Source organism: Photobacterium sp. Hal280, assembly GCF_037162255.1.
In the GTDB taxonomy this organism is placed as follows: domain Bacteria; phylum Pseudomonadota; class Gammaproteobacteria; order Enterobacterales; family Vibrionaceae; genus Photobacterium.
Genome location: NZ_JARLUO010000005.1, coordinates 363,755 through 388,628, shown reverse-complemented (window position 1 = coordinate 388,628; position 24,874 = coordinate 363,755). Strand labels below are relative to the sequence as shown.

Below are 24,874 nucleotides of genomic sequence, written 5' to 3'. Positions count from 1 at the left end.
GGCTGAGTGTTCAGCCTGACGTTTTGTCTATTCGCCGAGGGACCGGACACTGTGACCGTCATTCAACTCAGGGGCACGAGACTGGCCGCTGCCACCATCAGTAAACCGCTGACACGGCCTTTTATTCTGGCGCTGACTTTTCTGTTTCTGCTGTCGATGCACTATTTTCAGCATAATCAGGGAGGCGCCGGCCTGGAGTTACCCTTTAATATCAGCAGCTGGATCCCCTTCAGCTTTGCCATTGCCATCGGCCTGCTGGAGATCAGCCGACAGAAAATCTTGCGTTACTCTCGTTTGACGCTGGTTCTCTTATGCTGCTGCGTGATGTTGTCTGTCCCTATGCTGTATCCGGAATCCCGGCCGGAAGGCGCCATCAACAGAGTCCTTGCCCTCTGGGCTGGCTGGTTGTTTTTCGTGGCACTGCAGCAGTTTGCTTTCAGCCAGAAACAGCGTCAGCAAATACTCTGGTTGCTCTTAAAAGCGGTCTGGCTGCAAGCCGCGCTGGCCTGGTATCAGTTTCTGTGGATCTCGCCGGACAATGGCATCGGCTATAACACGGATCTCAACCGGCCCTACGGTATTTTTCAGCAACCCAACGTGATGGCCAGCTTCCTGGCCACCGGGCTCGTTCTTTCAGCTTACCTGCTGGCACGGCAGCCGATGGTTCAGGGCCGCTGGACGCTCTCCCACCTCGGTCTTCAGTTAACGCCTGTCGCGGTGATCCCCATGCTGTTCGTGCTCAGCTCACGAACCGGCTGGATTGCCAGTGTGGCGGGGGTTTTGCTTATCCTGCCCTACCTGATACAGTTTGCTGCCCGTGTACAGTGGCGAGTGTGGCTGATGATGCTGGTCATGGGATTAAGCGTGACCTGGAATCTGACCAGCAGCCTGAACTGGAATCCGCAGCCGGGCAGAGTATCGCTGGAAAGTGCCCGCTCAGTTATCTACCCGCAAGCCATGGACATGTTCCTGCACTCCCCGATCACGGGCGTCGGCTACGGCAATTTTGAGTCCGCTTACCTGATGCAGACAGCACAAGCACATCAGGCTGATCCTGAAACGCCCTATGGTTTACCCGGGCTGGATCATCCCCATAACGAGTTGCTTTTCTGGGCCAGTGAAGGGGGTATTTTACCTGTACTGGCGCTGCTGATAGCGGCGGCGGCAGTGCTGGCCAAAATTCGTCGCGCGCCGGCCAACACCCATCTGGCTCTGGTCGCGCTCCTGTTCCCAATCACACTGCATACCCAGCTTGAATACCCCTTTTACCACTCGCTGATCCACTGGATAATTTTTGTTTTCCTGATCTATTGGGTAGATGCCCTGAGCGCGAAATATTTCAAGCACACACTGCGATTCTATAAACCCTTCAGAATCAGCGCCATGCTGTTGCCTGTTGTCGTCAGCCTCTTTATGGCCTCGACCTTATATTCAGGTGCCATGCTGACCCGCTTTGAATCATCGACGCCACCCGATTTAACAGCCTTGGATAAGGTCAATAACACCTGGGCCTGGCGCAACCGGTTTGAATGGGATCTGTATCAGACTCAGTTGAAAATCGGCATTCAGCAGAATAATCCTGAGCTGCTAACAGACTTCATCCACTGGGCAAACCAAAAAGCCAAAGAGCTGCCCAGACCCATTCTGTATCAGTATCTGATCAAAGCCCATCAGGCATTAGCCAACACCGAGCAAGCTGAACAGGTTCGGGAAGAAGCCCGGTATCTTTTCCCGGGAATGGATTTCAGCGATGAAGCGTCACCGCCGTTTCCCAAGCCAAAAACCGTAACTGCCTCGCCCCAGATAGCACAGGCTCAAGGGCAAGCAGACCAAGACTGAAGACAAGGACATAAGACTTCCCCAAAAAAAGCGGCTGCCCGGGCAGCCGCTTTCTTTCCTGCGCTGATACTTATTTCAGCACCTCTTCCAGCGCTTTCAGGCACAGTGCGATATTCTCTTTACGCGCACCGTATCCCATCAGTCCGATGCGCCATGCTTTGCCGGCCAATGCCCCCAGCCCGGCACCGATCTCCAGGTTGTAATCTTCCAGCAGGGCCTGTCGCACTTTCGCATCATCGGCCCCGTCTGGAATATAAATCGCATTGAGTTGCGGCAGACGGCTTTGCTCATCCACCACAAAGCGGATCCCCATCGCTTCCAGGCCATCGCGCAATAACTGGTGCATCTTGGCATGGCGCTGCCACGCATTCTCCAGCCCTTCATGTTGCAGACGAACCAAGGCTTCGTGCAATGCATACAAGCTGTTGACCGGAGCGGTATGGTGATAGCTGCGCTTCCCTTCACCACTCCAGTAGGCTAACACCAGGCTTTGATCCAGAAACCAGCTCTGAACCGGTGTCTTGCGCTGCTGAATTTTCTCGACCGCCCGCGGCGAAAAAGTCAGCGGTGACAGGCCCGGCACACAGGACAGACATTTCTGGCTCCCTGAGTACACGGCATCCAGTTGCCATTCATCAACCTTCAGCGGCACCCCGCCCAATGAGGTCACCGCATCAACAATGGTCAGGCAGTCATGTTCCCGGGCTAAACGGGATAAGGTTTTTGCATCGCTCAGCGCACCGGTTGAGGTTTCCGCGTGCACAAAGGCCAGTATTTTGGCATCCGGATGAGCTTTAAGTGCCGCTTCAACCGCTTGCGGATCAACCGGTTCTCCCCATGCATTATCCACCAGCACAGCTTCACCGCCGCAGCGCACCACATTCTCCCGCATCCGCTCGCCAAAGACCCCGTTACGGCAGACAATTACCTTCTCACCCGGCTCGACCAGATTCACGAAACAGGCTTCCATTCCCGCACTGCCCGGCGCAGAGACCGCTATAGTAAATGGGTTGGTGGTCTGAAATGCATACTGGAGCAGTTGCTTAAGCTCATCCATCATTCCAATGAACAGCGGGTCAAGATGGCCGACCGTCGGGCGACTGAGCGCCTGCAACACCTGCGGATAAATGTCTGACGGGCCGGGTCCCATCAGGATGCGTTGAGGTGGGTAAAAACTTTGAATTGTCATCAGGCTTCTCCATCTGCACAGACACGTAAGTTACTTATAATTCAGTGCATTATTTATAGTTGGCAACAGTAGCTTTCGCAGGGTATTTCTAACGAGCATAACAGAACAACCCTTACCTGGAACCAGGCAGGCAAATTTATGCAAAGTCAGTAACAATCTTGGCACATAAAAATGCATTCAAGCATTGACAAAGCCCCCCTCTCATATTCAATAAGGGCAATTTTTGTTCACCCTGAGAAAGCTCATTTTTCAGGTGAAAACGGAAGAGGCGCGTTATCCAGGTATCTATGCGGCGGGGCCCCACCCCAAAGCACCATAGAGAGGGGGAGCAACGCCGAGATACGGTAAGACAGGGGGCTTGCCGTATCGGCTTTGAAGGTTGAATCCTTCTGGCTGTCACCTGCATCATCCAGTGCAGGTGGAGAGCTTCTGGTAGCAGCAGTCTTAGTACGTCTCGCCTAATGGCTCTTCTGACACTCAAGTCGGAAAGATTCCCCAAATTTTGCCCCATGTTTACGCTTTGTTAAGTGGGAGATCACATTGAGCCCTGTAATTTCTTCTTCAGCGTTGAACGCTGAAATCACAGTCGCAAAATTTGGCGGCACTAGTGTGGCTGATTTCGTTGCAATGAGCCGTAGTGCTAAGATCGTAATCAATAATCCGACAACCAAACTGGTGTTGATCAGCGCGTGTTCCGGTGTGACTAATATTTTAGTCGAATTGGCCAATGGCGTAGCCGATGCCGAACACCGACACGCTCTGGTAGAGCGTCTGCGCGCGATTCACCAAAGTGTTCTGGCGGATTTACAGCAACCAGAGATGATTGCTGAGCACATTGATGCGCTTCTCGATCAGGTGAGTGAACTGGCCGTTAAAGCTGCGGAGCATAAATCCGCCGAGTTAACCGACCAACTGGTTGCCAACGGTGAATTGCTGTCGACCTACCTGTTTACTCAAATTATGAATGAGCTGGGTGCTGATGCGATACGTTACGATATCCGTGAGGTCATGCGCACAGACAGCCGTTTTGGCAAAGCCAGTCCAGAGCCAGAAATGATTCGTCAGCTGACAGAGGAAAAACTGTTACCTCTGCTGCAATCGAAGATCGTTGTTTCTCAGGGGTTCATCGGCAGTGATGAACAAGGGCGTACCACGACACTTGGCCGCGGCGGCAGTGATTACAGTGCTGCATTGATGGCCGAAGCGGTGGATGCCGGCACGCTGGAAATCTGGACTGATGTCCCTGGCATGTACACCACAGATCCGCGTATTGCACCCAAAGCAACGCCAATCAAAGAAATCAGCTTCAGCGAAGCCTCGGAGATGGCGAACTTTGGTGCCAAGATCTTGCATCCATCAACACTGATCCCGGCCGTTCGCCGTCAGATCCCTGTGTTTGTCGGATCGTCAAGAGCCCCCGAGCAGGGTGGCACCTGGATCCGCAAGTCCGTGACGGAAGCACCGCTGTTCCGTGCGCTGGCACTGCGTTCCAACCAGACACTGATCACCCTGACCAGCCTGAATATGTTCCATGCTTACGGCTTCCTGGCCGAAGTCTTCCGGATTCTGGCTGAGCATAAGGTCTCTGTTGATCTGATTTCGACCTCTGAAGTCAGCGTCTCTCTGACCATGGATCAGACCGATACGGGCGGCGGCGCACCGACGCTGCCTCCGGGAGCGCACGCTGCGCTCAGCGAGCTGTGCCGTGTAGAGATTGAACAGGATCTGTGCCTGATTTCACTGATTGGTAACCGCATGAGCCAGACAGCCGGCTCAGTCAGTACTGTGTTCGATACACTGGACGACTACAAGCTGCGTATGATCTGCTACGGTGCCAGCCCGCACAATCTGTGCTTCCTGGTCAAAACCGAGCATGCCATGCCGATTGCTCAGAATCTGCACCGTAAGATTTTTGAGTAATTTCACCTTCAGTTCCAATGAAAAAAGGCGCTCATTGAGCGCCTTTTTGTCTTCAGTGAACAGCCATCACAGATTGGGCCCCAGCCACTTCTCCGCTTCGAGATCGTCCCAGCCTTTACGCTCGGCGTAGCTTTCCATCTGGTCACGCTGGATCTGTGCGACGGCAAAATAGCGCGATTCAGGATGCGAGAAGTACCAGCCTGAAACGGCCGCCCCAGGCCACATGGCGTAGCTTTCTGTCAGAATCATGCCGGTATTGGCTTCCGCATCCAGCAATTTCCAGATCTCGCCTTTCTCTGTGTGTTCCGGACAAGCAGGATAGCCGGGTGCAGGCCGGATACCCTGGTATTTCTCACGGATCAGATCTTCGTTGCTCAGGTTCTCATCCGGTGCATAGCCCCAGATGTCCTTACGGACCGTTTCGTGCATGAATTCCGCAAAGGCTTCGGCAAGACGATCAGCCACCGCTTGGATCATAATCGCGTTGTAATCATCGCCTTTGGCTTTGAACTGATCGGCAATCTCATATTCACCGATACCGCCGGTTACCGCAAAGGCTCCGATCCAGTCGGCTTTACCGCTTTCTTTCGGGGCAATGTAATCCGACAGACAGTAATTCGGCCCTTTGGGTTTTTCTGTCTGCTGGCGCAGTCCGCGCAAGGTTGTCAGCACCTGGGTTCGGCTCTCATCGGTGTAGACTTCAATGTCATCACCAATATTATTGGCCGGGAACAGCCCACAAACGCCATTAGCCTTTATCATGCCGCTGGCTTCGATGTCGTCCAGCAGCTGATTGGCATCGTCAAATAAGCGCTGGGCTTCCTGACCCACAACTTCATGGCGCAAAATGGTGGGATATTTGCCGCTCAGCGACCAGGTCATAAAGAAAGGCGTCCAGTCGATATAACGGCGCAGGGTCGCGATATCAAAATCCTTGAAGACGTGAATGCCCGGCTTATGCGGTGCGGGCGGGGTGTAGCGATTCCAGTCAATCGCCACTTTATTGGCGCGGGCCGCTTCCAGGCTGACAGGGGCACTTCGTGGACGCTTACGGGCATGTTGCTCCCGCACCACCTCATATTCCTGATCCAGACGCTCAACAAAGGCCGGGCGCTGAGCATCCGACAGAAGTGCCGAACAGACCCCGACAGCACGCGAGGCATTTGAAACATAAACCACAGGGGCATGGTAGTTTTGCTCAATTTTGACGGCGGTATGGGCCTTGGAGGTTGTGGCCCCGCCAATCAGCAGAGGCAGATCAAAACCCTGCCGCTCCATTTCTTTGGCAACATGCACCATTTCATCGAGCGAAGGCGTGATCAACCCGGAGAGGCCGATAATATCGACCTTCTCTTCTCTGGCCACTTTCAGGATCTTGTCGCAAGACACCATGACCCCCAGGTCAATGATCTCGTAGTTATTACACTGCAACACCACACCGACAATATTTTTGCCGATATCGTGCACATCGCCCTTCACCGTGGCGAGCAGTATTTTGCCGTTGGTGCGCCCGGCTTGCTTTTCAGCATTGATGTAAGGCTCGAGATAGGCGACCGCCTGTTTCATGACCCGGGCTGATTTCACCACCTGGGGCAGGAACATTTTCCCTTCACCGAACAGATCACCGACGATGTTCATCCCCGCCATCAAAGGCCCTTCGATGACCTCTAACGGTTTTTCTGCGTTCTGACGGGCTTCTTCGGTATCTTCAACAATAAACTCAGTGATCCCTTTGACCAGCGCATGGGACAGACGCTTATCGACCGGCCAGCCGCGCCATTCTGCGGCCGTTTTATCTTCTACCGCTTCGCCACTGCCCCGGTACTTGTCAGCCAGATCCAGCAGACGTTCGGTGGAATCATCCCTGCGGTTCAGCACGACGTCTTCCACAGCTTCGCGCAGCTCGTCTGCCAGATCATCGTAAATAGCCAGCTGACCGGCATTCACGATGCCCATATCCATACCGTTTTTGAAACAGTGATACAGGAACACGGCATGAATGGCTTCCCGCACCGGTTCATTACCCCGGAACGAGAAGGACACATTCGATACCCCACCCGACACCATGGCATGCGGCAGAGTGCGCTTGATGTCGCCCACGGCCTCAATGAAGTCCACCGCGTAGTTATTGTGCTCTTCAATCCCGGTGGCTACCGCGAAAATGTTCGGGTCAAAAATGATGTCTTCGGGCGGGTATCCCACTTCATCAACCAGAATACGGTAGGCATTGGTACAGATCTCTCTCTTACGCTCACGGGTATCAGCCTGACCCACCTCATCAAACGCCATTACAATCACAGCCGCGCCATAACGACGGATCAGTTTTGCCTGCTCAACAAACTTCTCTTTGCCTTCTTTGAGAGAAATTGAGTTCACAATGGGTTTTCCCTGCACGCACTTCAGGCCGGCTTCCAGTATTTCCCACTTGGAGGAGTCAATCATGATCGGGACGCGGGAGATTTCAGGCTCAGAAGCACACAGATTCAGAAAGCGCACCATGGCCGCTTCAGCATCCAGCATGCCTTCGTCCATATTGATATCGATGATCTGCGCGCCGGCTTCCACCTGCTGACGTGCCACTTCCAGCGCCTCGTCATAAAGCTCTTCTTTGATCAAGCGACGAAAACGGGCAGAGCCTGTCACATTGGTGCGCTCGCCGACATTGACAAACAAGGTGTCTTTTTCAATGGTCAGGGGTTCCAGGCCTGACAGGCGGCAGGCGACTGGGATCTCAGGCAGTTGACGTGGCGGGACATTCGCCGTCACCCGGGCCATTTCACGAATATGCTCTGGCGTGGTCCCACAACAACCGCCCACCAGGTTCAGGAAACCGGACTCTGCCCACTCTTTGATATGGTCGGCCATTTCAGCGGCTTCCAGATCATATTCGCCAAACGCATTGGGCAGACCGGCATTTGGGTGCGCAGAGACCGCACACTCCGAAATACGCGATAATTCTTCGACATACTGACGCAGTTCATCCGGACCCAACGCACAGTTCAGGCCAAATGAGATAGGTTTGACGTGCCGCAGAGAATTGTAAAAAGCTTCTGTGGTTTGTCCTGATAAGGTACGGCCGGAGGCATCTGTGATTGTCCCTGAAATCATCACAGGCAAAGTCACACCCAGCTCTTCAAAGACCGTATCCACGGCAAACGCACAGGCTTTGGCATTCAGGGTATCGAAAATGGTTTCGATCAGAATGATATCGGCCCCGCCCTCAATCAAAGCGCGGGTTGATTCGGAATAAGCAACCACTAACTGATCAAACGACACATTCCTGAAACCCGGATCGTTGACATCCGGCGAAATTGAACAGGTTCGGTTGGTCGGACCGAGTACACCAGCCACAAAGCGCGGCTTGTCCGGGGTTTTTGCCGTCCATTCATCAGCCACCTGGCGGGCCAGCTTCGCCGCTTCGAAATTAATCTCAGCGCTCAGGCTTTCCATGTCATAGTCAGCCATGGCGATGGTCGTCGCGTTGAAGGTGTTGGTCTCAAGAATATCGGCGCCGGCCTCAAGGTAAGCGGAGTGAATATCCTTGATCAGTTGCGGCTGGGAGAGTACCAGCAGATCGTTATTGCCTTTCAGATCCGAATGCCAATCAGAAAAACGTTCACCACGGTAATCCTCTTCATCCAGCTTGTAGCTCTGGATCATGGTGCCCATGCCCCCATCGATGATGAGGATCTGTTCCTTAAGTCGCTTTTGTATTAAATCCGTTCCCTTCGACACTGCTTACTTCCTTACACTTAAACCTATCAGCTGCTAACATCCTATCACAGCCTGATTGGAAATCTAGACGTCCATACATCGTTTGCGGAAACTTATTATCCAAGCGTAAGCCTAAAGTTTTTATGGCTATCAGAGGCCCGAACATTTATATTTTGTCACAATTTTTGCTTAACACTTTAACAACAGATGAGGATCAAGGATGTCGGTATACAGTACCCTCTGTTTTCTCGCCGCCGCCGCGATGGTGATTGCCTTTATTAACCACAAAATAGGCAAGATGCAAACCACTATCGCCATCACAGCCGGTGCTATTATTTTATCGCTCGGGATTGTGATCGCAGGTCACAACGGCTGGTTTCACCTGGAGGAAATCGCTGCGGAACAGCTGGGTCAGATCGACTTCGAAAGCTTTCTGCTAAAAGGCATACTGGGCTTCTTGCTTTTTGCCGGCGGTTTAGGGATCAAGCTGCCACATCTCGAAGATCAAAAATGGGAAATCACCATTCTGGCTCTGGGGGCCACACTGTTCTCCACTTTCTTCATCGGTGGCAGTCTGTGGTGGATTTGCCAGATGCTGGGGATCCAGTTTGACCTGATCTACTGCCTGCTGTTTGGCGCATTAATTTCACCGACAGACCCGATCGCCGTGCTGGCTATCGTGAAAAAACTGCACGCACCGCGCCGCATCTCCACCCAAATTGAAGGTGAGTCGCTGTTTAACGATGGTTTTGGTCTGGTCATCTTTGTGACTTTGTTTACCATCGCCTTTGGCGATGAAGCCCCGACTGTGCTCGGTGTCGGCCATCTTTTCCTGCAAGAAGCCATTGGTGGCATTACTTACGGTTTTGTTTTAGGTCTGCTGTTCCATTATCTGATCAGCTCGACCGACGATCACTCGATGGAGCTTCTGCTGACTCTGGGGATCCCAACGGCCGGTTATGCTTTTGCCGATGTGATTCATGTATCCGGGCCTTTGGCTATGGTGGTCTCCGGGATCATGATTGGTAACTGGACCCGCTATATCGGCTTTTCAAAAGAGAGTGAAGATCATCTGGACCACTTCTGGGAGCTGGTTGATGAGTTCCTGAACGGCGTACTCTTCCTGCTGATTGGTATGAGCATGTTGTCGTTCAGCTTCCATGAGGAAGACTGGACATTGATGGTGATTGCTGTGCCGCTGGTACTGCTGGCTCGTTATTTAAGTGTCAAGCTGTCATATCTTGGCTTTAAACGCTTCCGTCAATACAACCCGGAATCGGTAAAAATCCTCACCTGGGGTGGCTTGCGCGGTGGCCTGGCTCTGGCCATGGCGATGGCAATTCCTGCCGGCGTTATCGTCATTCCGGAGAAGAACATTGATGTCAAAGAACTGATTCTGGTGATGACCTATTCAGTTGTGGTGTTCTCTATCCTGATTCAGGGTTCAACCATCACACCGATGATCGAAAAAGCGAAACTCTGGGAAGCAAATAAAGCAAAAGAAAATGAGCCAGCGGCTCCGGCTCACCCGCAGCCGGAAACCGCTCCCAAGTCTTGAGTATCTGATTTCTGGCATAAAAAAAGACCTGCTGCGGCAGGTCTTTTTGTTTACCAAGACTAAGATGTTCAATCATCTTTGGTAAATTTGTCTTCCGAGAAATGCTCCAGATCATAAGGTGTTTGCTGGTAGACACAATAATTCAGCCAATTGGCAAACAGCAGATGACCATGACTGCGCCAGCTTGCAACTGGCGGTTTATCCGGATCATTATCCTGATAATAATTCACGGGAATCTTGGGCTCCATCCCCTCCCCCAAATCACGCATATATTCATGATGTAATGTATGGGCATCGTATTCAGGATGTCCGGTCACAAAGACATTGCGCTTATCTTTGGTGGCAGCCAGATACACGCCGGCCTGATCAGAAGTGGCCAAAATATCCAGATCCGTATGCTCAGACAAGAACTCCGGGGAAAAGTCTGCATAACGCGAGTGAGGCGCCAGAAAGGTGTCATCAAAGCCTCTCAGAACCGGATGATGAGGATTGTGAACCTGATGGGAATAGATACCTGATAATTTCTCTTTGCGGGTACGCTTAGGTAAGTCGTACATCAGCTTGAGTCCTGCCTGAGCCGCCCAACAGACGTACATCGTCGAAGTGACATGTCCCTTTGCCCAGTTCAATATTGCCTGAATTTCTTCCCAGTACAACACATCTTCAAACTGTACCAGCCCCAGCGGTGCTCCTGTCACAATCAAGCCGTCAAAATTTCTGTGCTTCACCATTTCAAACTGCCGATAAAAGGTATCCAGATGCTCCGTGGGCGTATTTTTCGTCGGCCGATTGTCAATCCGCAGTAACTCAACATCAACCTGCAGAGGGCTGTTGGATAACAAGCGGAGAAACTGAGTTTCAGTTTCAATTTTTTCGGCATCAGGTTCAGCAACAATACCTTCAGCGGGCGAATTTCCTGACTGGCAGCGCGTTTGGCAGACATGACGAAGATATTCTCACTACGAAGAATATCCGTTGCCGGTAACTGATCAGGAATTTTAATGGGCATGTGTTGCTCTCCCTAAGATGTACAGACGTCCAGATACCCAAAAATTATAGAATTTCTACTCACTCTGCAAGCATTAACGCATTAAAAGAATTATAGATAGTTAAGGGAATGATGAAGAATTCTAATGAAAGCAACAGGCTAGCAAATGGGACTGTAAAAATAGCGGAAATCAGAAATGAAAAAACCCAGCCAAAAGGCTGGGTTTTAAAAGGGGTGCTTAGCAATGTCCTACTCTCACATGGGGAGACCCCACACTACCATCGGCGCTGCTGCGTTTCACGTCTGAGTTCGGCATGGGATCAGGTGGTACCACAGCGCTATTGTCGCTAAGCAAATTCTGGTGCTAGTACCCAGATTTGAACTGGGGGCCTCACCCTTACCAAGGGTGCGCTCTACCAACTGAGCTATACCAGCAAATTATTATCTAAACAAAGTCTTACGCTTTACTGCTTTGTTTAAGTCATTTGTCGCTGTGCGATGTCGATTTTGATGCGAGAAGCGCAGTGTACATTCAGTACACGAGCATCGCAGCACTCAAAAGCGGCAAGCTACAGTAGACAAATTGGCAATCAGAACCTGGCGATGTCCTACTCTCACATGGGGAGACCCCACACTACCATCGGCGCTGCTGCGTTTCACGTCTGAGTTCGGCATGGGATCAGGTGGGTCCGCAACGCTATGGTCGCCAAGCAAATTCTTTCTCTACCGCCCACAGGCGATAAATCACAATCTCGGAAATCTGACTAGTGTTCTCAGCACATCATTCAAGTGCTCATGGAGTCCGTAAAACCCCTTGGGTGTTGTATGGTTAAGCCTCACGGGCAATTAGTACAGGTTAGCTGAGCGCCTCACAACGCTTACACACCCTGCCTATCAACGTTCTAGTCTCGAACAGCCCTTCAGGAGGCTTAAAGCCTCAGGGATGACTCATCTCAGGGCTCGCTTCCCGCTTAGATGCTTTCAGCGGTTATCGATGCCGAACTTAGCTACCGGGCAATGCGTCTGGCGACACAACCCGAACACCAGCGGTTCGTTCACTCCGGTCCTCTCGTACTAGGAGCAACTCCCTTCAATCATCCAGCGCCCACGGCAGATAGGGACCGAACTGTCTCACGACGTTCTAAACCCAGCTCGCGTACCACTTTAAATGGCGAACAGCCATACCCTTGGGACCGACTTCAGCCCCAGGATGTGATGAGCCGACATCGAGGTGCCAAACACCGCCGTCGATATGAACTCTTGGGCGGTATCAGCCTGTTATCCCCGGAGTACCTTTTATCCGTTGAGCGATGGCCCTTCCATTCAGAACCACCGGATCACTATGACCTGCTTTCGCACCTGCTCGAACCGTCATTCTCGCAGTTAAGCGGGCTTATGCCATTGCACTAACCTCACGATGTCCGACCGTGATTAGCCCACCTTCGTGCTCCTCCGTTACGCTTTGGGAGGAGACCGCCCCAGTCAAACTACCCACCAGGCACTGTCCGCACCCCGGATAACGGGGCGACGTTAGAACATCAACACGACAAGGGTGGTATTTCAAGGACGGCTCCACAGATACTGGCGTACCTGCTTCGAAGCCTCCCACCTATCCTACACATGTAGGGTCAATGTTCAGTGCCAAGCTGTAGTAAAGGTTCACGGGGTCTTTCCGTCTAGCCGCGGGTACGCAGCATCTTCACTGCGATTTCAATTTCACTGAGTCTCGGGTGGAGACAGCGTGGCCATCATTACGCCATTCGTGCAGGTCGGAACTTACCCGACAAGGAATTTCGCTACCTTAGGACCGTTATAGTTACGGCCGCCGTTTACCGGGGCTTCGATCAAGAGCTTCTCCGAAGATAACCCCATCAATTAACCTTCCGGCACCGGGCAGGCGTCACACCGTATACGTCATCTTTCGATTTTGCACAGTGCTGTGTTTTTAATAAACAGTTGCAGCCACCTGGTATCTGCGACTCTCAGCAGCTCCATCCGCGAGGGACTTCACCGCCAAGAGCGTACCTTCTCCCGAAGTTACGGTACCATTTTGCCTAGTTCCTTCACCCGAGTTCTCTCAAGCGCCTTGGTATTCTCTACCCGACCACCTGTGTCGGTTTGGGGTACGATTGCTTATTATCTGAAGCTTAGAGGCTTTTCCCGGAAGCATGGCATCAATGACTTCATCACCGTAGTGACTCGACATCGGGTCTCAGCCTTAGTGCAGAACCGGATTTGCCTAATTCTGCAGCCTACACCCTTGAACCAGGACAACCGTCGCCTGGCCCACCTAGCCTTCTCCGTCCCCCCATCGCAATAATAAGCAGTACGGGAATATTAACCCGTTTCCCATCGACTACGCCTTTCGGCCTCGCCTTAGGGGTCGACTTACCCTGCCCCGATTAACGTTGGACAGGAACCCTTGGTCTTCCGGCGAGGGGGTTTTTCACCCCCTTTGTCGTTACTCATGTCAGCATTCGCACTTCTGATACGTCCAGCATGCCTTACAGCACACCTTCAACCGCTTACAGAACGCTCCCCTACCCAATACAATAAATTGCATTGCCGCAGCTTCGGTGTATCACTTAGCCCCGTTAAATCTTCCGCGCAGGCCGACTCGACCAGTGAGCTATTACGCTTTCTTTAAATGATGGCTGCTTCTAAGCCAACATCCTGGCTGTCTGAGCCTTCCCACATCGTTTCCCACTTAGTGATACTTTGGGACCTTAGCTGGCGGTCTGGGTTGTTTCCCTCTCCACGACGGACGTTAGCACCCGCCGTGTGTCTCCCGGATAGTACTTACTGGTATTCGGAGTTTGCAAAGGGTTGGTAAGTCGGGATGACCCCCTAGCCTTAACAGTGCTCTACCCCCAGTAGTATTCGTCCGAGGCGCTACCTAAATAGCTTTCGGGGAGAACCAGCTATCTCCAGGTTTGATTGGCCTTTCACCCCTAGCCACAAGTCATCCGCTAATTTTTCAACATTAGTCGGTTCGGTCCTCCAGTAAGTGTTACCTCACCTTCAACCTGCCCATGGCTAGATCACCTGGTTTCGGGTCTAATCCCAGCAACTGTACGCCCAGTTAAGACTCGGTTTCCCTACGGCTCCCCTATACGGTTAACCTTGCTACTGAAATTAAGTCGCTGACCCATTATACAAAAGGTACGCAGTCACACCACGAAGCGTGCTCCTACTGCTTGTACGTACACGGTTTCAGGTTCTTTTTCACTCCCCTCACAGGGGTTCTTTTCGCCTTTCCCTCACGGTACTGGTTCACTATCGGTCAGTCAGGAGTATTTAGCCTTGGAGGATGGTCCCCCCATGTTCAGACAGGATAACACGTGTCCCGTCCTACTCGTTTTCACGCTTAAAGCATCGTCGGTTACGGGGCTGTCACCCTGTATCGCGGCCCTTTCCAGGGACCTTCACCTGACACTAAAAACGCTTAAGGGCTAATCCGGTTTCGCTCGCCGCTACTGCCGGAATCTCGGTTGATTTCTCTTCCTCGGGGTACTTAGATGTTTCAGTTCCCCCGGTTCGCCTCACCAGGCTATGTATTCACCTGATGATAACTGCTTATGCAGCTGGGTTTCCCCATTCGGAAATCGGTGACTCAAGTGGCTCTTACTGCCTCATCACCGCTTATCGCAAGTTAGTACGTCCTTCATCGCCTCTGACTGCCCAGGCATCCACCGTGTACGCTTAGTCACTTAACCATACAACCCCAAGAGGTTTCGTATGTTCAAACAACCAAGGTTGTGTCTCTGACAAAGAGACAATTGGTTTATTCGCCGGACTCATGTTGTCTTCACCGCAGTGAACACAACGAACACAAGACACTTGAATGTGTATTGCTTGAGAACTCTGTTTCTTTCGAAACAGTTTGTATCCAATCTCTAGGATTGAATTTACTAGTCAGCTTTCCAGATTGTTAAAGAGCATGTGTTTCTTTTCTCCTCAGAGAAAAAAGCCACTTTCTAATCACACTCGCAAGTGCAGTTAGAAAGTGGCGTCCCATAGGGGAGTCGAACCCCTGTTACCGCCGTGAAAGGGCGGTGTCCTAGGCCTCTAGACGAATGGGACACTGTTGCGTCTTTACATTTCGACCAGGCAATCTGTGTGGACACTGCGTCAGCGACACAGTCTTTAGGTAAGGAGGTGATCCAGCCCCAGGTTCCCCTAGGGCTACCTTGTTACGACTTCACCCCAGTCATGAACCACACCGTGGTAAACGCCCTCCCGAAGGTTAAGCTATCTACTTCTGGTGCAGCCCACTCCCATGGTGTGACGGGCGGTGTGTACAAGGCCCGGGAACGTATTCACCGTGGCATTCTGATCCACGATTACTAGCGATTCCGACTTCATGGAGTCGAGTTGCAGACTCCAATCCGGACTACGACGTACTTTGTGGGATTCGCTCACTATCGCTAGCTTGCCGCCCTCTGTATACGCCATTGTAGCACGTGTGTAGCCCTACTCGTAAGGGCCATGATGACTTGACGTCGTCCCCACCTTCCTCCGGTTTATCACCGGCAGTCTCCCTGGAGTTCCCACCCGAAGTGCTGGCAAACAAGGATAAGGGTTGCGCTCGTTGCGGGACTTAACCCAACATTTCACAACACGAGCTGACGACAGCCATGCAGCACCTGTCTCAGAGTTCCCGAAGGCACCAATCCATCTCTGGAAAGTTCTCTGGATGTCAAGAGTAGGTAAGGTTCTTCGCGTTGCATCGAATTAAACCACATGCTCCACCGCTTGTGCGGGCCCCCGTCAATTCATTTGAGTTTTAATCTTGCGACCGTACTCCCCAGGCGGTCTACTTAACGCGTTAGCTCCGAAAGCCAGTGTTCAAGACACCAACCTCCAAGTAGACATCGTTTACGGCGTGGACTACCAGGGTATCTAATCCTGTTTGCTCCCCACGCTTTCGCATCTGAGCGTCAGTCTTTGTCCAGGGGGCCGCCTTCGCCACCGGTATTCCTTCAGATCTCTACGCATTTCACCGCTACACCTGAAATTCTACCCCCTCTACAAGACTCTAGCCTGCCAGTTCCAAATGCGATTCCGAGGTTGAGCCCCGGGCTTTCACATCTGGCTTAACACGCCGCCTGCATGCGCTTTACGCCCAGTAATTCCGATTAACGCTCGCACCCTCCGTATTACCGCGGCTGCTGGCACGGAGTTAGCCGGTGCTTCTTCTGCAGCTAACGTCAAAGATGGCATCTATTAAACACCAACTCTTCCTCACTGCTGAAAGTGCTTTACAACCCGAAGGCCTTCTTCACACACGCGGCATGGCTGCATCAGGGTTTCCCCCATTGTGCAATATTCCCCACTGCTGCCTCCCGTAGGAGTCTGGACCGTGTCTCAGTTCCAGTGTGGCTGATCATCCTCTCAGACCAGCTAGGGATCGTCGCCTAGGTGAGCCGTTACCCCACCTACTAGCTAATCCCACCTGGGCCAATCTTAGCGCGCGAGGCCCGAAGGTCCCCCGCTTTGCTCCGTAGAGATTATGCGGTATTAGCCATCGTTTCCAATGGTTATCCCCCACACTAAGGCATGTTCCCAGGCATTACTCACCCGTCCGCCGCTCGCCGCCCATCAACGCACCCGAAGGATTGTTGATGTCGCTGCCGCTCGACTTGCATGTGTTAGGCCTGCCGCCAGCGTTCAATCTGAGCCATGATCAAACTCTTCAATTAAAGTTTTGTTGCCTTCCCGAAGGAAAGCGGCTCAGTGATTACTGATGTTCCAACCGAAGTTGAAACGAATTGACTGTGCCGGTAACCCTTTTAAAAAGTGCTACCAATTGGTCACTCAGTTCACTGATAAATCTTTGATGACTGTATCATTGTCGAGTGCCCACACAGATTGCATGGTCAAATTGTTAAAGAGCTTGTTCCGATGAGAATCTTTGTGATTCACCTCTCGAAACGGGCGGCCATTCTAACCAATCAAACTAAAGTGTCAAACACTTTTTTCAATTTGTTTTTCTAACCGCTCACACTGCCTAGCCGTTCAGTTTTGCTGCTCTGCCGTGTCAGTGAGGCGGCATTATAGAGAGTCCGAACCACATGACAAGTAAAAAAACAGAAAAAACCATCAAGCGAACACTTTTCACCCGAAGACAAGCAAAGCGCACAAGAATAAAGCAAAATAAACCCTAAAGTAGGAGTTGATAGGTTTCAGCGACGGATAAAAACTACAAGGTCGTTGATAGAGAAAGTCTTGGGGGGAAGAAGAACAGTAGGAATATTGACTGAATCAACTGTGGCTAACGCCATAACCACCGCATACTGAATGCGGCCCTGAAGATTTAGCAAAATAAAAGATATAAAAAAAGCCGGGCATAGCCCGGCTTTCTTACGTTTTTAAGCTATTGCTTATTCAGCAGCAGCTTCTTCCTGAGCTTCAGGACGGTCTACCAGCTCAATGTAAGCCATTGGGGCTTTATCACCAGCACGGAAACCGCATTTCATAATGCGAGTGTAACCGCCTGGACGCTGAGCAAAACGTGGACCTAATTCGTTAAACAGTTTAGCAACGACTTCGTTATCACGAGTACGTGCAAATGCCAGACGACGGTTAGCTACACTGTCAGTCTTAGCTAGGGTAATCAAAGGCTCAATTACGCGACGCAGCTCTTTTGCCTTAGGCAAGGTAGTCTTGATAAGCTCGTGACGTACCAGAGAGCTAGCCATGTTGCTGAACATCGCTTTGCGATGACTGCTGTTGCGGTTGAGTTGACGACCACTCTTACGATGGCGCATGACCTAATCCTTCTAACTAGATATCAGTAACTATTAATCTTCAGCGATAGATGCTGGCGGCCAGTTTTCCAGGCGCATACCCAGAGACAGACCACGTGAAGCCAGCACGTCTTTGATTTCAGTCAAAGACTTCTTACCCAGGTTTGGCGTTTTCAGTAGCTCAACCTCAGTACGCTGAACAAGATCACCGATGTAGTGGATCGCTTCTGCTTTCAAACAGTTAGCAGAGCGAACAGTTAGTTCAAGATCGTCTACAGGACGCAGTAGGATCGGATCGAACTCCGGCTTCTCTTCTTTCTCTTCAGGAACTCGTACATCACGCAGATCTACGAATGCGTCAAGTTGTTCTGCCAGAATAGTGGCAGCACGACGAATCGCTTCCTCAGGATCAAGAGTACCATTGGTCTCCATATCGATAACCAGCTTATCAAGGTCAGTGCGCTGTTCAACACGCGCAGCCTCGACTGAGTAAGCGATACGATCAACTGGGCTGAAAGTTGCATCAACTAACAAACGACCAATTGGACGCTCATCTTCATCACTGTGAATACGAGCAGATGCTGGTACATAGCCGCGACCACGTTCTACCTTGATGCGCATGCTGATATCAGCATTGTCATCAGTCAAATGGCAGATCACGTGCTCTGGGTTCGCAATCTCAACATCACCATCATGGGTGATGTCACCTGCAACAACAGGGCCTGCACCAGATTTACTGAGGCTCAAGATGACTTCGTCTTTCCCTTCAACCTTAACGGCCAGGCCTTTCAGGTTCAATAGGATTTCAAGAACGTCCTCTTGGACTCCCTCTTTGGTGCTGTACTCGTGTAACACACCGTCGATTTCTACTTCAGTCACTGCGCAACCTGGCATAGATGACAGAAGAATACGACGTAGAGCATTGCCTAGAGTGTGGCCAAAACCGCGCTCCAGAGGCTCAAGAGTTACTTTTGCATGCGTCGTATTAACTTGTTCAATATCAACAAGACGCGGCTTAAGAAATTCTGTTACAGAACCCTGCATTGTGTCCTCTCTTAACTATAGCCTTACTTAGAGTAAAGCTCGACGATCAGGTGTTCGTTGATGTCGGCAGACAAATCAGAACGCTCTGGAAGACGCTTAAAGGTACCTTCCATTTTGTTGCTGTCTACTTCGACCCAAGTCGGCAGTTCACGCTGAGTAGCAACTTCAAGAGCTGCTTTGATGCGTGCTTGGTTTTTAGCTTTCTCACGAATGCTAACAACGTCGTTTGCAGCCACCTGGAAAGATGGGATGTTAACGACTTGACCATTAACCAGGATCGCTTTGTGGCTTACCAGCTGACGTGATTCAGCGCGAGTTGCACCAAAGCCCATGCGGTAAACAACATTATCCAGACGACCTTCCAGAAGTTGCAGCAGGTTTTCACCTGTGTTGCCTTTCAGGCGAGCAGCTTCTTTGTAGTAGTTACGGAATTGCTTTTCCAGTACGCCATAAGTACGACGAACTTTCTGCTTCTCACGAAGCTGAACGCCATAGTCAGACAGGCGGCCACGACGGGCACCGTGCTGGCCCGGCGCGTTATCAATTTTACACTTGGTATCAATCGCGCGAACACCAGACTTAAGGAATAAGTCAGTGCCTTCACGACGGCTAAGCTTCAGCTTAGGACCCAAATATCTTGCCATGTTCTTTCTCCAATATTCCTAGAAACGAAACGTTATACGCGACGTTTCTTAGGTGGACGACAACCGTTATGAGGGATCGGAGTCGCATCAACAATGTTAGTGATACGGAAACCCGCTGCATTCAGAGCACGGATTGTTGACTCACGACCAGGACCTGGGCCCTTCACCATAACTTCCAGGTTCTTAACGCCATATTCTTTGGCCATTTCACCACAACGCTCAGCAGCAACCTGTGCAGCAAACGGAGTAGATTTACGAGAACCACGGAAACCTGAACCACCGGCAGTTGCCCAAGCCAGAGCATTACCTTGACGGTCAGTAATGGTAACGATTGTGTTGTTGAAAGAAGCGTGGATGTGCGCTACGCCATCAGCAACTTGCTTGCGTACGCGCTTACGAGCGCGAGTTGGTTGTTTTGCCATTGTACTCTACCTTATCCGATTATTTTTTGATCGGCTTGCGCGGACCCTTACGGGTACGAGCGTTGGTTTTAGTACGCTGTCCACGTAGAGGTAGACTGCGACGATGACGAAGACCACGGTAACAACCAAGATCCATTAGGCGCTTGATGTTCATGGAAACTTCACGACGTAGATCACCTTCTACAGTGTACTTAGCTACACCATCACGCAGTTGATCGATCTGCTCTTCAGTTAGTTCACTGATCTTAACATTTTCAGCAATACCCACATCAGCCAGAATAGCTTTTGAACGAGTTTTACCGATGCCATAAATCGCAGTCAGTGCGATTACAGCATGCTTTTGATCAGGAATGTTAATGCCTGCAATACGGGCCACTATTCACTCCTAGTACTTATCAAGAATAACCGCTGCAAAGCCCGTTTAGGATACGCAGCGGTGTCACAATTCTTTTGCACACACAAAAGATGGTTGGCTAATTTAGCCAACCTACCTTCAATTTGCAAGAAATATTTCTGCTGGTTAGCCTTGGCGTTGCTTATGCTTTGGCTCACTGCAAATTACACGCACAACACCGTTGCGCTTGATAACTTTACAGTTACGGCAGATTTTCTTAACGGAAGCACGAACTTTCATTGCTAAACTCCGTAAATGGATAACCAAGCTTATCGGCCGTAGCCTTTAAGATTAGCCTTTTTCAAAACCGACTCATACTGTTGAGACATCAGGTGTGTCTGAACTTGAGCCATGAAGTCCATAATAACCACAACTACAATCAGTAGTGACGTACCGCCAAAGTAGAAGCGAACGTTCCAAGCAATCATCATGAACTCGGGGATCAGACAGATAAAGGTAATGTACAACGCACCAGCCAAAGTCAGGCGTGTCATCACTTTATCAATGTACTTCGCAGTCTGCTCGCCCGGACGAATACCAGGTATGAACGCACCGGATTTCTTCAGGTTATCTGCTGTTTCACGCGGGTTAAACACCAACGCGGTATAGAAGAAACAGAAGAAGATAATCGCAGCAGCATACAGCATAACGTACAGTGGCTGACCAGGACTCAGTGCCAGAGACACGTCAGTCAGGAAACCAAAGGTACCTTCTCCATTTCCACCGAACCACTGAGCCAGTGTGCCAGGGAAAAGAATGATACTGGATGCAAAAATTGCTGGAATCACACCTGCCATATTAATTTTCAATGGCAGATGAGTGCTCTGACCTGCATAGACACGACGGCCTTGCTGGCGTTTGGCGTAGTTAACGACGATACGACGCTGACCACGTTCCATGAACACTACAAAATAGATTACAGCAAAAGAAATTACTGCAATTAACAGTAGAAGAAGTACGTGCAATTCACCTTGACGCGCTTGCTCTACGGTCTGTCCAATAGCTGGTGGCAATCCTGCAACGATACCTGTGAAAATAATCAGAGATATACCGTTACCAATGCCACGTTCTGTAATCTGCTCACCTAACCACATCAAGAACATGGTACCGGTGACCAAACTTACGACCGCAACAAAGTAGAAACCAAGGCCTGGATTATGTACCAGGCCAGGGATCATACTTGGTAACCCCGTCGCAATACCAATTGCTTGGAAGGTTGCCAACACAAGCGTGCCATAGCGAGTATACTGGCTGATCTTACGGCGACCAGACTCACCTTCTTTCTTCAACTCGGCTAAAGCCGGATGAACAACCGTTAGCAACTGAACAATAATCGAGGCCGAAATATACGGCATAATGCCCAGTGCTAAAATGGATGCACGCTCAAGTGCACCACCAGAGAACATGTTAAACAGTTCAATGATGGTACCCTTTTGCTGTTCGAACAGATCGGCTAGTACAGCAGCGTCAATACCAGGAATAGGCACAAAAGAGCCAGCTCGGAAAATTAAGATAGCCCCTATTACAAATAGCAGACGAGTCTTAAGCTCTGCTAGGCCACCTTTTGCGCTACTAAAATCTTGTCCTGGTTGTTTAGCCATCTGTACCTCATCCTCGAGTTAATTATTCCTCGATTTTACCGCCTGCAGCTTCGATCGCAGCTTTAGCGCCTTTAGTTACGCGTAAGCCTTTCACTGTGACAGCGCGGTTGATCTCACCAGACAGAACAACTTTTACAGTTTCCATGTTCTTGGTGATCACGTTTGCAGCTTTCAGTGTTTCCAGACTTACTACGTCACCTTCAACTTTCGCCAGTTCTGACAGACGAACTTCAGCTGTTACCAGGCTCTTGCGAGAAGTAAAACCGAATTTTGGTAGACGCTGTTTCAAAGGCATTTGACCGCCTTCGAAACCTGGGCGAACAGAACCACCAGAACGTGATTTCTGACCTTTGTGACCACGGCCACAAGTTTTACCCAGGCCTGAACCGATACCACGGCCTACGCGCTTCGCAGAAGGCTTAGAACCCGCAGCCGGAGATAGAGTATTCAAACGCATTCTGATTACTCCTCTACTTTAACCATGTAATGAACCTTGTTGATCATGCCGCGAACGCAGGCAGTATCTTCAAGTTCAACAGTGTGGTTGATGCGACGTAGGCCCAAGCCACGCAGTGTAGCTTTATGCTTCGGCAAACGACCGATAGAGCTACGAGTCTGAGTTACTTTGATTGTTTTAGCCATGTCGATTACTCCAGAATTTCTTTAACAGAAAGACCACGCTTCGCAGCGATCATTTCTGGAGAGTTCATACCACTCAAACCATCAATAGTCGCGCGAACGATATTGATTGGGTTTGTAGAACCGTATGCTTTAGCCAGTACGTTATGCACGCCAGCGACTTCCAGCACGGCACGCATTGCACCACCGGCGATGATACCAGTACCTTCTGATGCAGGTTGCATGTACACCTTAGAACCGGTGTGGCGACCTTTAACAGCGTGGTGCAGAGTACCTTCGTTCAGGGCAACTGTAACCATGTTACGACGTGCTTTTTCCATTGCTTTCTGGATTGCAGCAGGCACTTCACGTGCTTTGCCGTAACCGAAACCAACGCGACCATTACCATCACCAACAACAGTTAGTGCGGTAAAGCTGAAAATACGACCACCTTTAACCGTCTTAGATACACGGTTAACAGCGATCAGCTTTTCATGCAGATCTGATTGAGTTTTTTCGTTAGCCATCTTCCGCCTACCTTAGAATTTCAGACCAGCTTCACGGGCAGCTTCTGCCAGTGCAGCCACGCGGCCGTGGTATTGGAAACCGGAACGATCGAATGCAACGTTAGAGATGCCTTTTTCAATCGCGCGCTCAGCGATGATTTTACCCACAACTGCAGCAGCGTCTTTGTTACCGGTGCTCTTCACTTGCTCACGGATCGCTTTTTCTACGGTAGAAGCGGCAGCGATAACCTCGGAGCCATTTGGTGCGATTACCTGAGCGTACACATGGCGTGGAGTACGGTGTACTACCAAGCGAGTTGCACCCAGTTCAGCAATCTTACGACGTGCTCTGGTCGCACGACGGATACGAGATGCTTTCTTATCCATAGTGTTACCTTACTTCTTCTTAGCTTCTTTAATACGCACGACTTCGTCGGCGTAACGAACACCTTTACCTTTGTAAGGCTCAGGGCTACGGTAAGCGCGAATGTCTGCAGCGACTTGGCCAATCAACTGCTTATCAGTACCAGTCAGTACGATTTCAGTTTGAGTTGGACACTCAGCTTTAATACCTGCAGGCAGTTCATGCTCAACTGGGTGTGAGAAGCCCAGAGTCAGGCCAACAGCGTTGCCTTTAATGGCAGCACGATAACCTACACCCTTAAGGATCAGCTTCTTAGTAAAGCCTTCAGTAACACCAACAACCATGTTGTTAACCAGTGCACGAGCTGTACCAGCCTGTGCCCAAGCATCGTTGAAGCCGTCGCGAGGACCGAACTTAATGGTGTTTTCTTCCTGGGTTAGTTCAACTGCTTCGTTAATTACACGAACCAGTTCACCCTTACCACCTTTGACAGTGATTTCCTGACCGTTGAGTTTAACTTCTACGCCGGCAGGAACAACTACAGGTGCTTTTGCAACACGTGACATTTTCCTACTCCTATTAAGCTACGTAGCAGATAATCTCACCACCAAGACCTGCTTTACGAGCAGCACGGTCAGTCATCAGACCCTTGGAAGTGGACACAACGGCAATACCCAGGCCACCCATCACAGTCGGCAGCGCATCTTTTTTCTTGTAGATACGCAGGCCAGGACGTGAAACGCGCTGGATTTGCTCAATTACAGCTTTAGTCTCGAAGTACTTCAGAGTAACTTCGAGTTCAGGCTTAACTTCGCCAGAAACGGCGTAGTCAGCCACAAAACCTTCTTCTTTCAGCAAAGCTGCGATGGCAACTTTCAACTTAGAAGATGGCATTTTAACAGCAACTTTCTTCGCTGCCTGACCGTTACGAATGCGGGTCAGCATATCCGAAATCGGATCTTGCATGCTCATAAGTCAATACTCCGTGATTCTTAATTGGTAATAAATTACCAGCTAGCCTTACGCAGACCCGGAATCTCGCCTTTCATGCAAGCTTCACGAACCTTGATACGGGACAGACCAAACTTACGCAGGTACCCGTGTGGGCGTCCAGTCTGGTTACAGCGATTACGCTGACGAGATGGACTTGAATCACGTGGTAGAGACTGAAGCTTGAGCACTGCATCCCAGCGTTCTTCTTCAGACGCATTCACGTCGCTAATTAGAGCTTTAAGCGCGGCACGCTTTTCAGCGTACTTTGCTACCAGCTTGGCACGTTTTACTTCACGTGCCTTCATAGATTCTTTAGCCATTAGTAACCCTT

Annotated in this window: 19 protein-coding genes, 2 tRNA genes, 4 rRNA genes, 1 pseudogene and 1 riboswitch; of the genes and pseudogenes, 3 read left to right on the top strand and 23 right to left on the bottom strand. The window is 50.7% G+C overall.

What is annotated here, in order from left to right:
• Positions 1 to 51: 51 nt before the first annotated feature.
• Positions 52 to 1,839, top strand: a complete 1,788-nt coding sequence (locus tag P4S53_RS10980) for a PglL family O-oligosaccharyltransferase (RefSeq protein ID WP_337112705.1) — start codon at positions 52 to 54, stop codon at positions 1,837 to 1,839.
• Between the two features lie 70 nt (positions 1,840 to 1,909).
• Here the strand turns inward: P4S53_RS10980 and P4S53_RS10975 are convergent, their stop codons facing one another.
• Complete coding sequence (locus P4S53_RS10975; RefSeq protein WP_337112704.1) at positions 1,910 to 3,028, bottom strand: pyridoxal-phosphate-dependent aminotransferase family protein; 1,119 nt, start codon at positions 3,026 to 3,028, stop codon at positions 1,910 to 1,912.
• Positions 3,029 to 3,283: 255 nt separating this feature from the next.
• Positions 3,284 to 3,465, top strand: a riboswitch (Lysine riboswitch).
• Between the two features lie 103 nt (positions 3,466 to 3,568).
• Here P4S53_RS10975 and lysC point away from each other — a divergent pair.
• Positions 3,569 to 4,948 carry a lysine-sensitive aspartokinase 3 gene (gene lysC, locus P4S53_RS10970; protein WP_337112703.1) on the top strand — a complete coding sequence of 460 codons (1,380 nt, stop codon included), beginning with the start codon at positions 3,569 to 3,571 and terminating at the stop codon, positions 4,946 to 4,948.
• A 66-nt stretch (positions 4,949 to 5,014) separates the two neighbouring features.
• Here lysC and metH read toward each other — a convergent pair whose 3' ends face one another.
• A complete protein-coding gene (gene metH / locus P4S53_RS10965) occupies positions 5,015 to 8,683 on the bottom strand; it encodes a methionine synthase (RefSeq protein WP_337112702.1) in 3,669 nt (1,222 codons plus the stop codon).
• 199 nt (positions 8,684 to 8,882) lie between these two features.
• On the opposite strand from metH, the gene P4S53_RS10960 reads away from it, so the two are divergent.
• Complete coding sequence (locus P4S53_RS10960; RefSeq protein ID WP_337112701.1) at positions 8,883 to 10,220, top strand: cation:proton antiporter; 1,338 nt, start codon at positions 8,883 to 8,885, stop codon at positions 10,218 to 10,220.
• Positions 10,221 to 10,288: 68 nt separating this feature from the next.
• Here P4S53_RS10960 and metA read toward each other — a convergent pair.
• From metA to rpsN, 21 genes and pseudogenes are all read right to left on the bottom strand, one after another.
• Positions 10,289 to 11,229, bottom strand: a pseudogene (gene metA / locus P4S53_RS10955) (homoserine O-succinyltransferase MetA).
• Between the two features lie 215 nt (positions 11,230 to 11,444).
• A 5S ribosomal RNA gene (gene rrf / locus P4S53_RS10950) occupies positions 11,445 to 11,560 on the bottom strand.
• Positions 11,561 to 11,567: 7 nt separating this feature from the next.
• Positions 11,568 to 11,643, bottom strand: a tRNA-Thr gene (locus P4S53_RS10945).
• A gap of 160 nt (positions 11,644 to 11,803) precedes the next feature.
• Positions 11,804 to 11,919, bottom strand: a 5S ribosomal RNA gene (rrf, locus tag P4S53_RS10940).
• Between the two features lie 114 nt (positions 11,920 to 12,033).
• Positions 12,034 to 14,924 (bottom strand): 23S ribosomal RNA (locus P4S53_RS10935).
• Between the two features lie 291 nt (positions 14,925 to 15,215).
• Positions 15,216 to 15,291: transfer RNA gene (locus tag P4S53_RS10930), tRNA-Glu, on the bottom strand.
• Positions 15,292 to 15,359: 68 nt separating this feature from the next.
• Positions 15,360 to 16,910, bottom strand: a 16S ribosomal RNA gene (locus tag P4S53_RS10925).
• Together the 16S, 23S and 5S rRNA genes with 2 tRNA genes alongside form the textbook arrangement of a ribosomal RNA operon.
• Positions 16,911 to 17,591: 681 nt before the next feature.
• Positions 17,592 to 17,978: a 50S ribosomal protein L17 gene (gene rplQ, locus P4S53_RS10920; protein ID WP_027251964.1), complete on the bottom strand. Its 387-nt coding sequence runs from the start codon at positions 17,976 to 17,978 to the stop codon at positions 17,592 to 17,594.
• A gap of 33 nt (positions 17,979 to 18,011) precedes the next feature.
• Positions 18,012 to 19,001 (bottom strand): DNA-directed RNA polymerase subunit alpha, encoded by a 990-nt coding sequence (locus P4S53_RS10915; protein ID WP_027251963.1) that lies wholly within the window; start codon positions 18,999 to 19,001, stop codon positions 18,012 to 18,014.
• 23 nt (positions 19,002 to 19,024) lie between these two features.
• Entirely contained in the window at positions 19,025 to 19,645 is a 621-nt protein-coding gene (rpsD, locus tag P4S53_RS10910; RefSeq protein ID WP_027251962.1) for a 30S ribosomal protein S4, read from the bottom strand.
• A gap of 32 nt (positions 19,646 to 19,677) precedes the next feature.
• Positions 19,678 to 20,067 (bottom strand): 30S ribosomal protein S11, encoded by a 390-nt coding sequence (rpsK, locus tag P4S53_RS10905; protein ID WP_027251961.1) that lies wholly within the window; start codon positions 20,065 to 20,067, stop codon positions 19,678 to 19,680.
• Positions 20,068 to 20,086: 19 nt separating this feature from the next.
• Positions 20,087 to 20,443 (bottom strand): 30S ribosomal protein S13, encoded by a 357-nt coding sequence (gene rpsM, locus P4S53_RS10900; protein ID WP_027251960.1) that lies wholly within the window; start codon positions 20,441 to 20,443, stop codon positions 20,087 to 20,089.
• 144 nt (positions 20,444 to 20,587) lie between these two features.
• Positions 20,588 to 20,701: a 50S ribosomal protein L36 gene (gene rpmJ, locus P4S53_RS10895; RefSeq protein WP_000868186.1), complete on the bottom strand. Its 114-nt coding sequence runs from the start codon at positions 20,699 to 20,701 to the stop codon at positions 20,588 to 20,590.
• A gap of 29 nt (positions 20,702 to 20,730) precedes the next feature.
• The gene (secY, locus tag P4S53_RS10890; RefSeq protein ID WP_027251959.1) at positions 20,731 to 22,062 is read right to left on the bottom strand and encodes a preprotein translocase subunit SecY; all 1,332 of its coding nucleotides are present in this window, start codon (positions 22,060 to 22,062) and stop codon (positions 20,731 to 20,733) included.
• A gap of 22 nt (positions 22,063 to 22,084) precedes the next feature.
• Positions 22,085 to 22,519, bottom strand: a complete 435-nt coding sequence (gene rplO / locus P4S53_RS10885) for a 50S ribosomal protein L15 (RefSeq protein WP_027251958.1) — start codon at positions 22,517 to 22,519, stop codon at positions 22,085 to 22,087.
• A gap of 5 nt (positions 22,520 to 22,524) precedes the next feature.
• Entirely contained in the window at positions 22,525 to 22,704 is a 180-nt protein-coding gene (gene rpmD, locus P4S53_RS10880; protein WP_211646405.1) for a 50S ribosomal protein L30, read from the bottom strand.
• A 5-nt stretch (positions 22,705 to 22,709) separates the two neighbouring features.
• A complete protein-coding gene (gene rpsE / locus P4S53_RS10875; protein WP_027251956.1) occupies positions 22,710 to 23,207 on the bottom strand; it encodes a 30S ribosomal protein S5 in 498 nt (165 codons plus the stop codon).
• 12 nt (positions 23,208 to 23,219) lie between these two features.
• Complete coding sequence (gene rplR, locus P4S53_RS10870; RefSeq protein ID WP_027251955.1) at positions 23,220 to 23,573, bottom strand: 50S ribosomal protein L18; 354 nt, start codon at positions 23,571 to 23,573, stop codon at positions 23,220 to 23,222.
• A gap of 9 nt (positions 23,574 to 23,582) precedes the next feature.
• Positions 23,583 to 24,116 (bottom strand): 50S ribosomal protein L6, encoded by a 534-nt coding sequence (gene rplF / locus P4S53_RS10865; RefSeq protein ID WP_192017802.1) that lies wholly within the window; start codon positions 24,114 to 24,116, stop codon positions 23,583 to 23,585.
• 13 nt (positions 24,117 to 24,129) lie between these two features.
• The gene (gene rpsH / locus P4S53_RS10860) at positions 24,130 to 24,522 is read right to left on the bottom strand and encodes a 30S ribosomal protein S8 (protein ID WP_027251953.1); all 393 of its coding nucleotides are present in this window, start codon (positions 24,520 to 24,522) and stop codon (positions 24,130 to 24,132) included.
• A gap of 35 nt (positions 24,523 to 24,557) precedes the next feature.
• Entirely contained in the window at positions 24,558 to 24,863 is a 306-nt protein-coding gene (gene rpsN, locus P4S53_RS10855) for a 30S ribosomal protein S14 (RefSeq protein ID WP_027251952.1), read from the bottom strand.
• Between the last annotated feature and the right edge of the window lie 11 nt (positions 24,864 to 24,874).

Coding starts and splice junctions, on each gene's coding strand:
- P4S53_RS10975 (WP_337112704.1), bottom strand. CDS start 3,028: ATGACAATTCAAAGTTTTTACCCACCTCAACGCATCCTGATGGGACCC.
- P4S53_RS10960 (WP_337112701.1), top strand. CDS start 8,883: ATGTCGGTATACAGTACCCTCTGTTTTCTCGCCGCCGCCGCGATGGTG.
- rplQ (WP_027251964.1), bottom strand. CDS start 17,978: ATGCGCCATCGTAAGAGTGGTCGTCAACTCAACCGCAACAGCAGTCAT.
- P4S53_RS10915 (WP_027251963.1), bottom strand. CDS start 19,001: ATGCAGGGTTCTGTAACAGAATTTCTTAAGCCGCGTCTTGTTGATATT.
- rpsD (WP_027251962.1), bottom strand. CDS start 19,645: ATGGCAAGATATTTGGGTCCTAAGCTGAAGCTTAGCCGTCGTGAAGGC.
- rpsK (WP_027251961.1), bottom strand. CDS start 20,067: ATGGCAAAACAACCAACTCGCGCTCGTAAGCGCGTACGCAAGCAAGTT.
- rpmJ (WP_000868186.1), bottom strand. CDS start 20,701: ATGAAAGTTCGTGCTTCCGTTAAGAAAATCTGCCGTAACTGTAAAGTT.
- secY (WP_027251959.1), bottom strand. CDS start 22,062: ATGGCTAAACAACCAGGACAAGATTTTAGTAGCGCAAAAGGTGGCCTA.
- rplO (WP_027251958.1), bottom strand. CDS start 22,519: ATGCGTTTGAATACTCTATCTCCGGCTGCGGGTTCTAAGCCTTCTGCG.
- rpmD (WP_211646405.1), bottom strand. CDS start 22,704: ATGGCTAAAACAATCAAAGTAACTCAGACTCGTAGCTCTATCGGTCGT.
- rpsE (WP_027251956.1), bottom strand. CDS start 23,207: ATGGCTAACGAAAAAACTCAATCAGATCTGCATGAAAAGCTGATCGCT.
- rplR (WP_027251955.1), bottom strand. CDS start 23,573: ATGGATAAGAAAGCATCTCGTATCCGTCGTGCGACCAGAGCACGTCGT.
- rplF (WP_192017802.1), bottom strand. CDS start 24,116: ATGTCACGTGTTGCAAAAGCACCTGTAGTTGTTCCTGCCGGCGTAGAA.
- rpsH (WP_027251953.1), bottom strand. CDS start 24,522: ATGAGCATGCAAGATCCGATTTCGGATATGCTGACCCGCATTCGTAAC.
- rpsN (WP_027251952.1), bottom strand. CDS start 24,863: ATGGCTAAAGAATCTATGAAGGCACGTGAAGTAAAACGTGCCAAGCTG.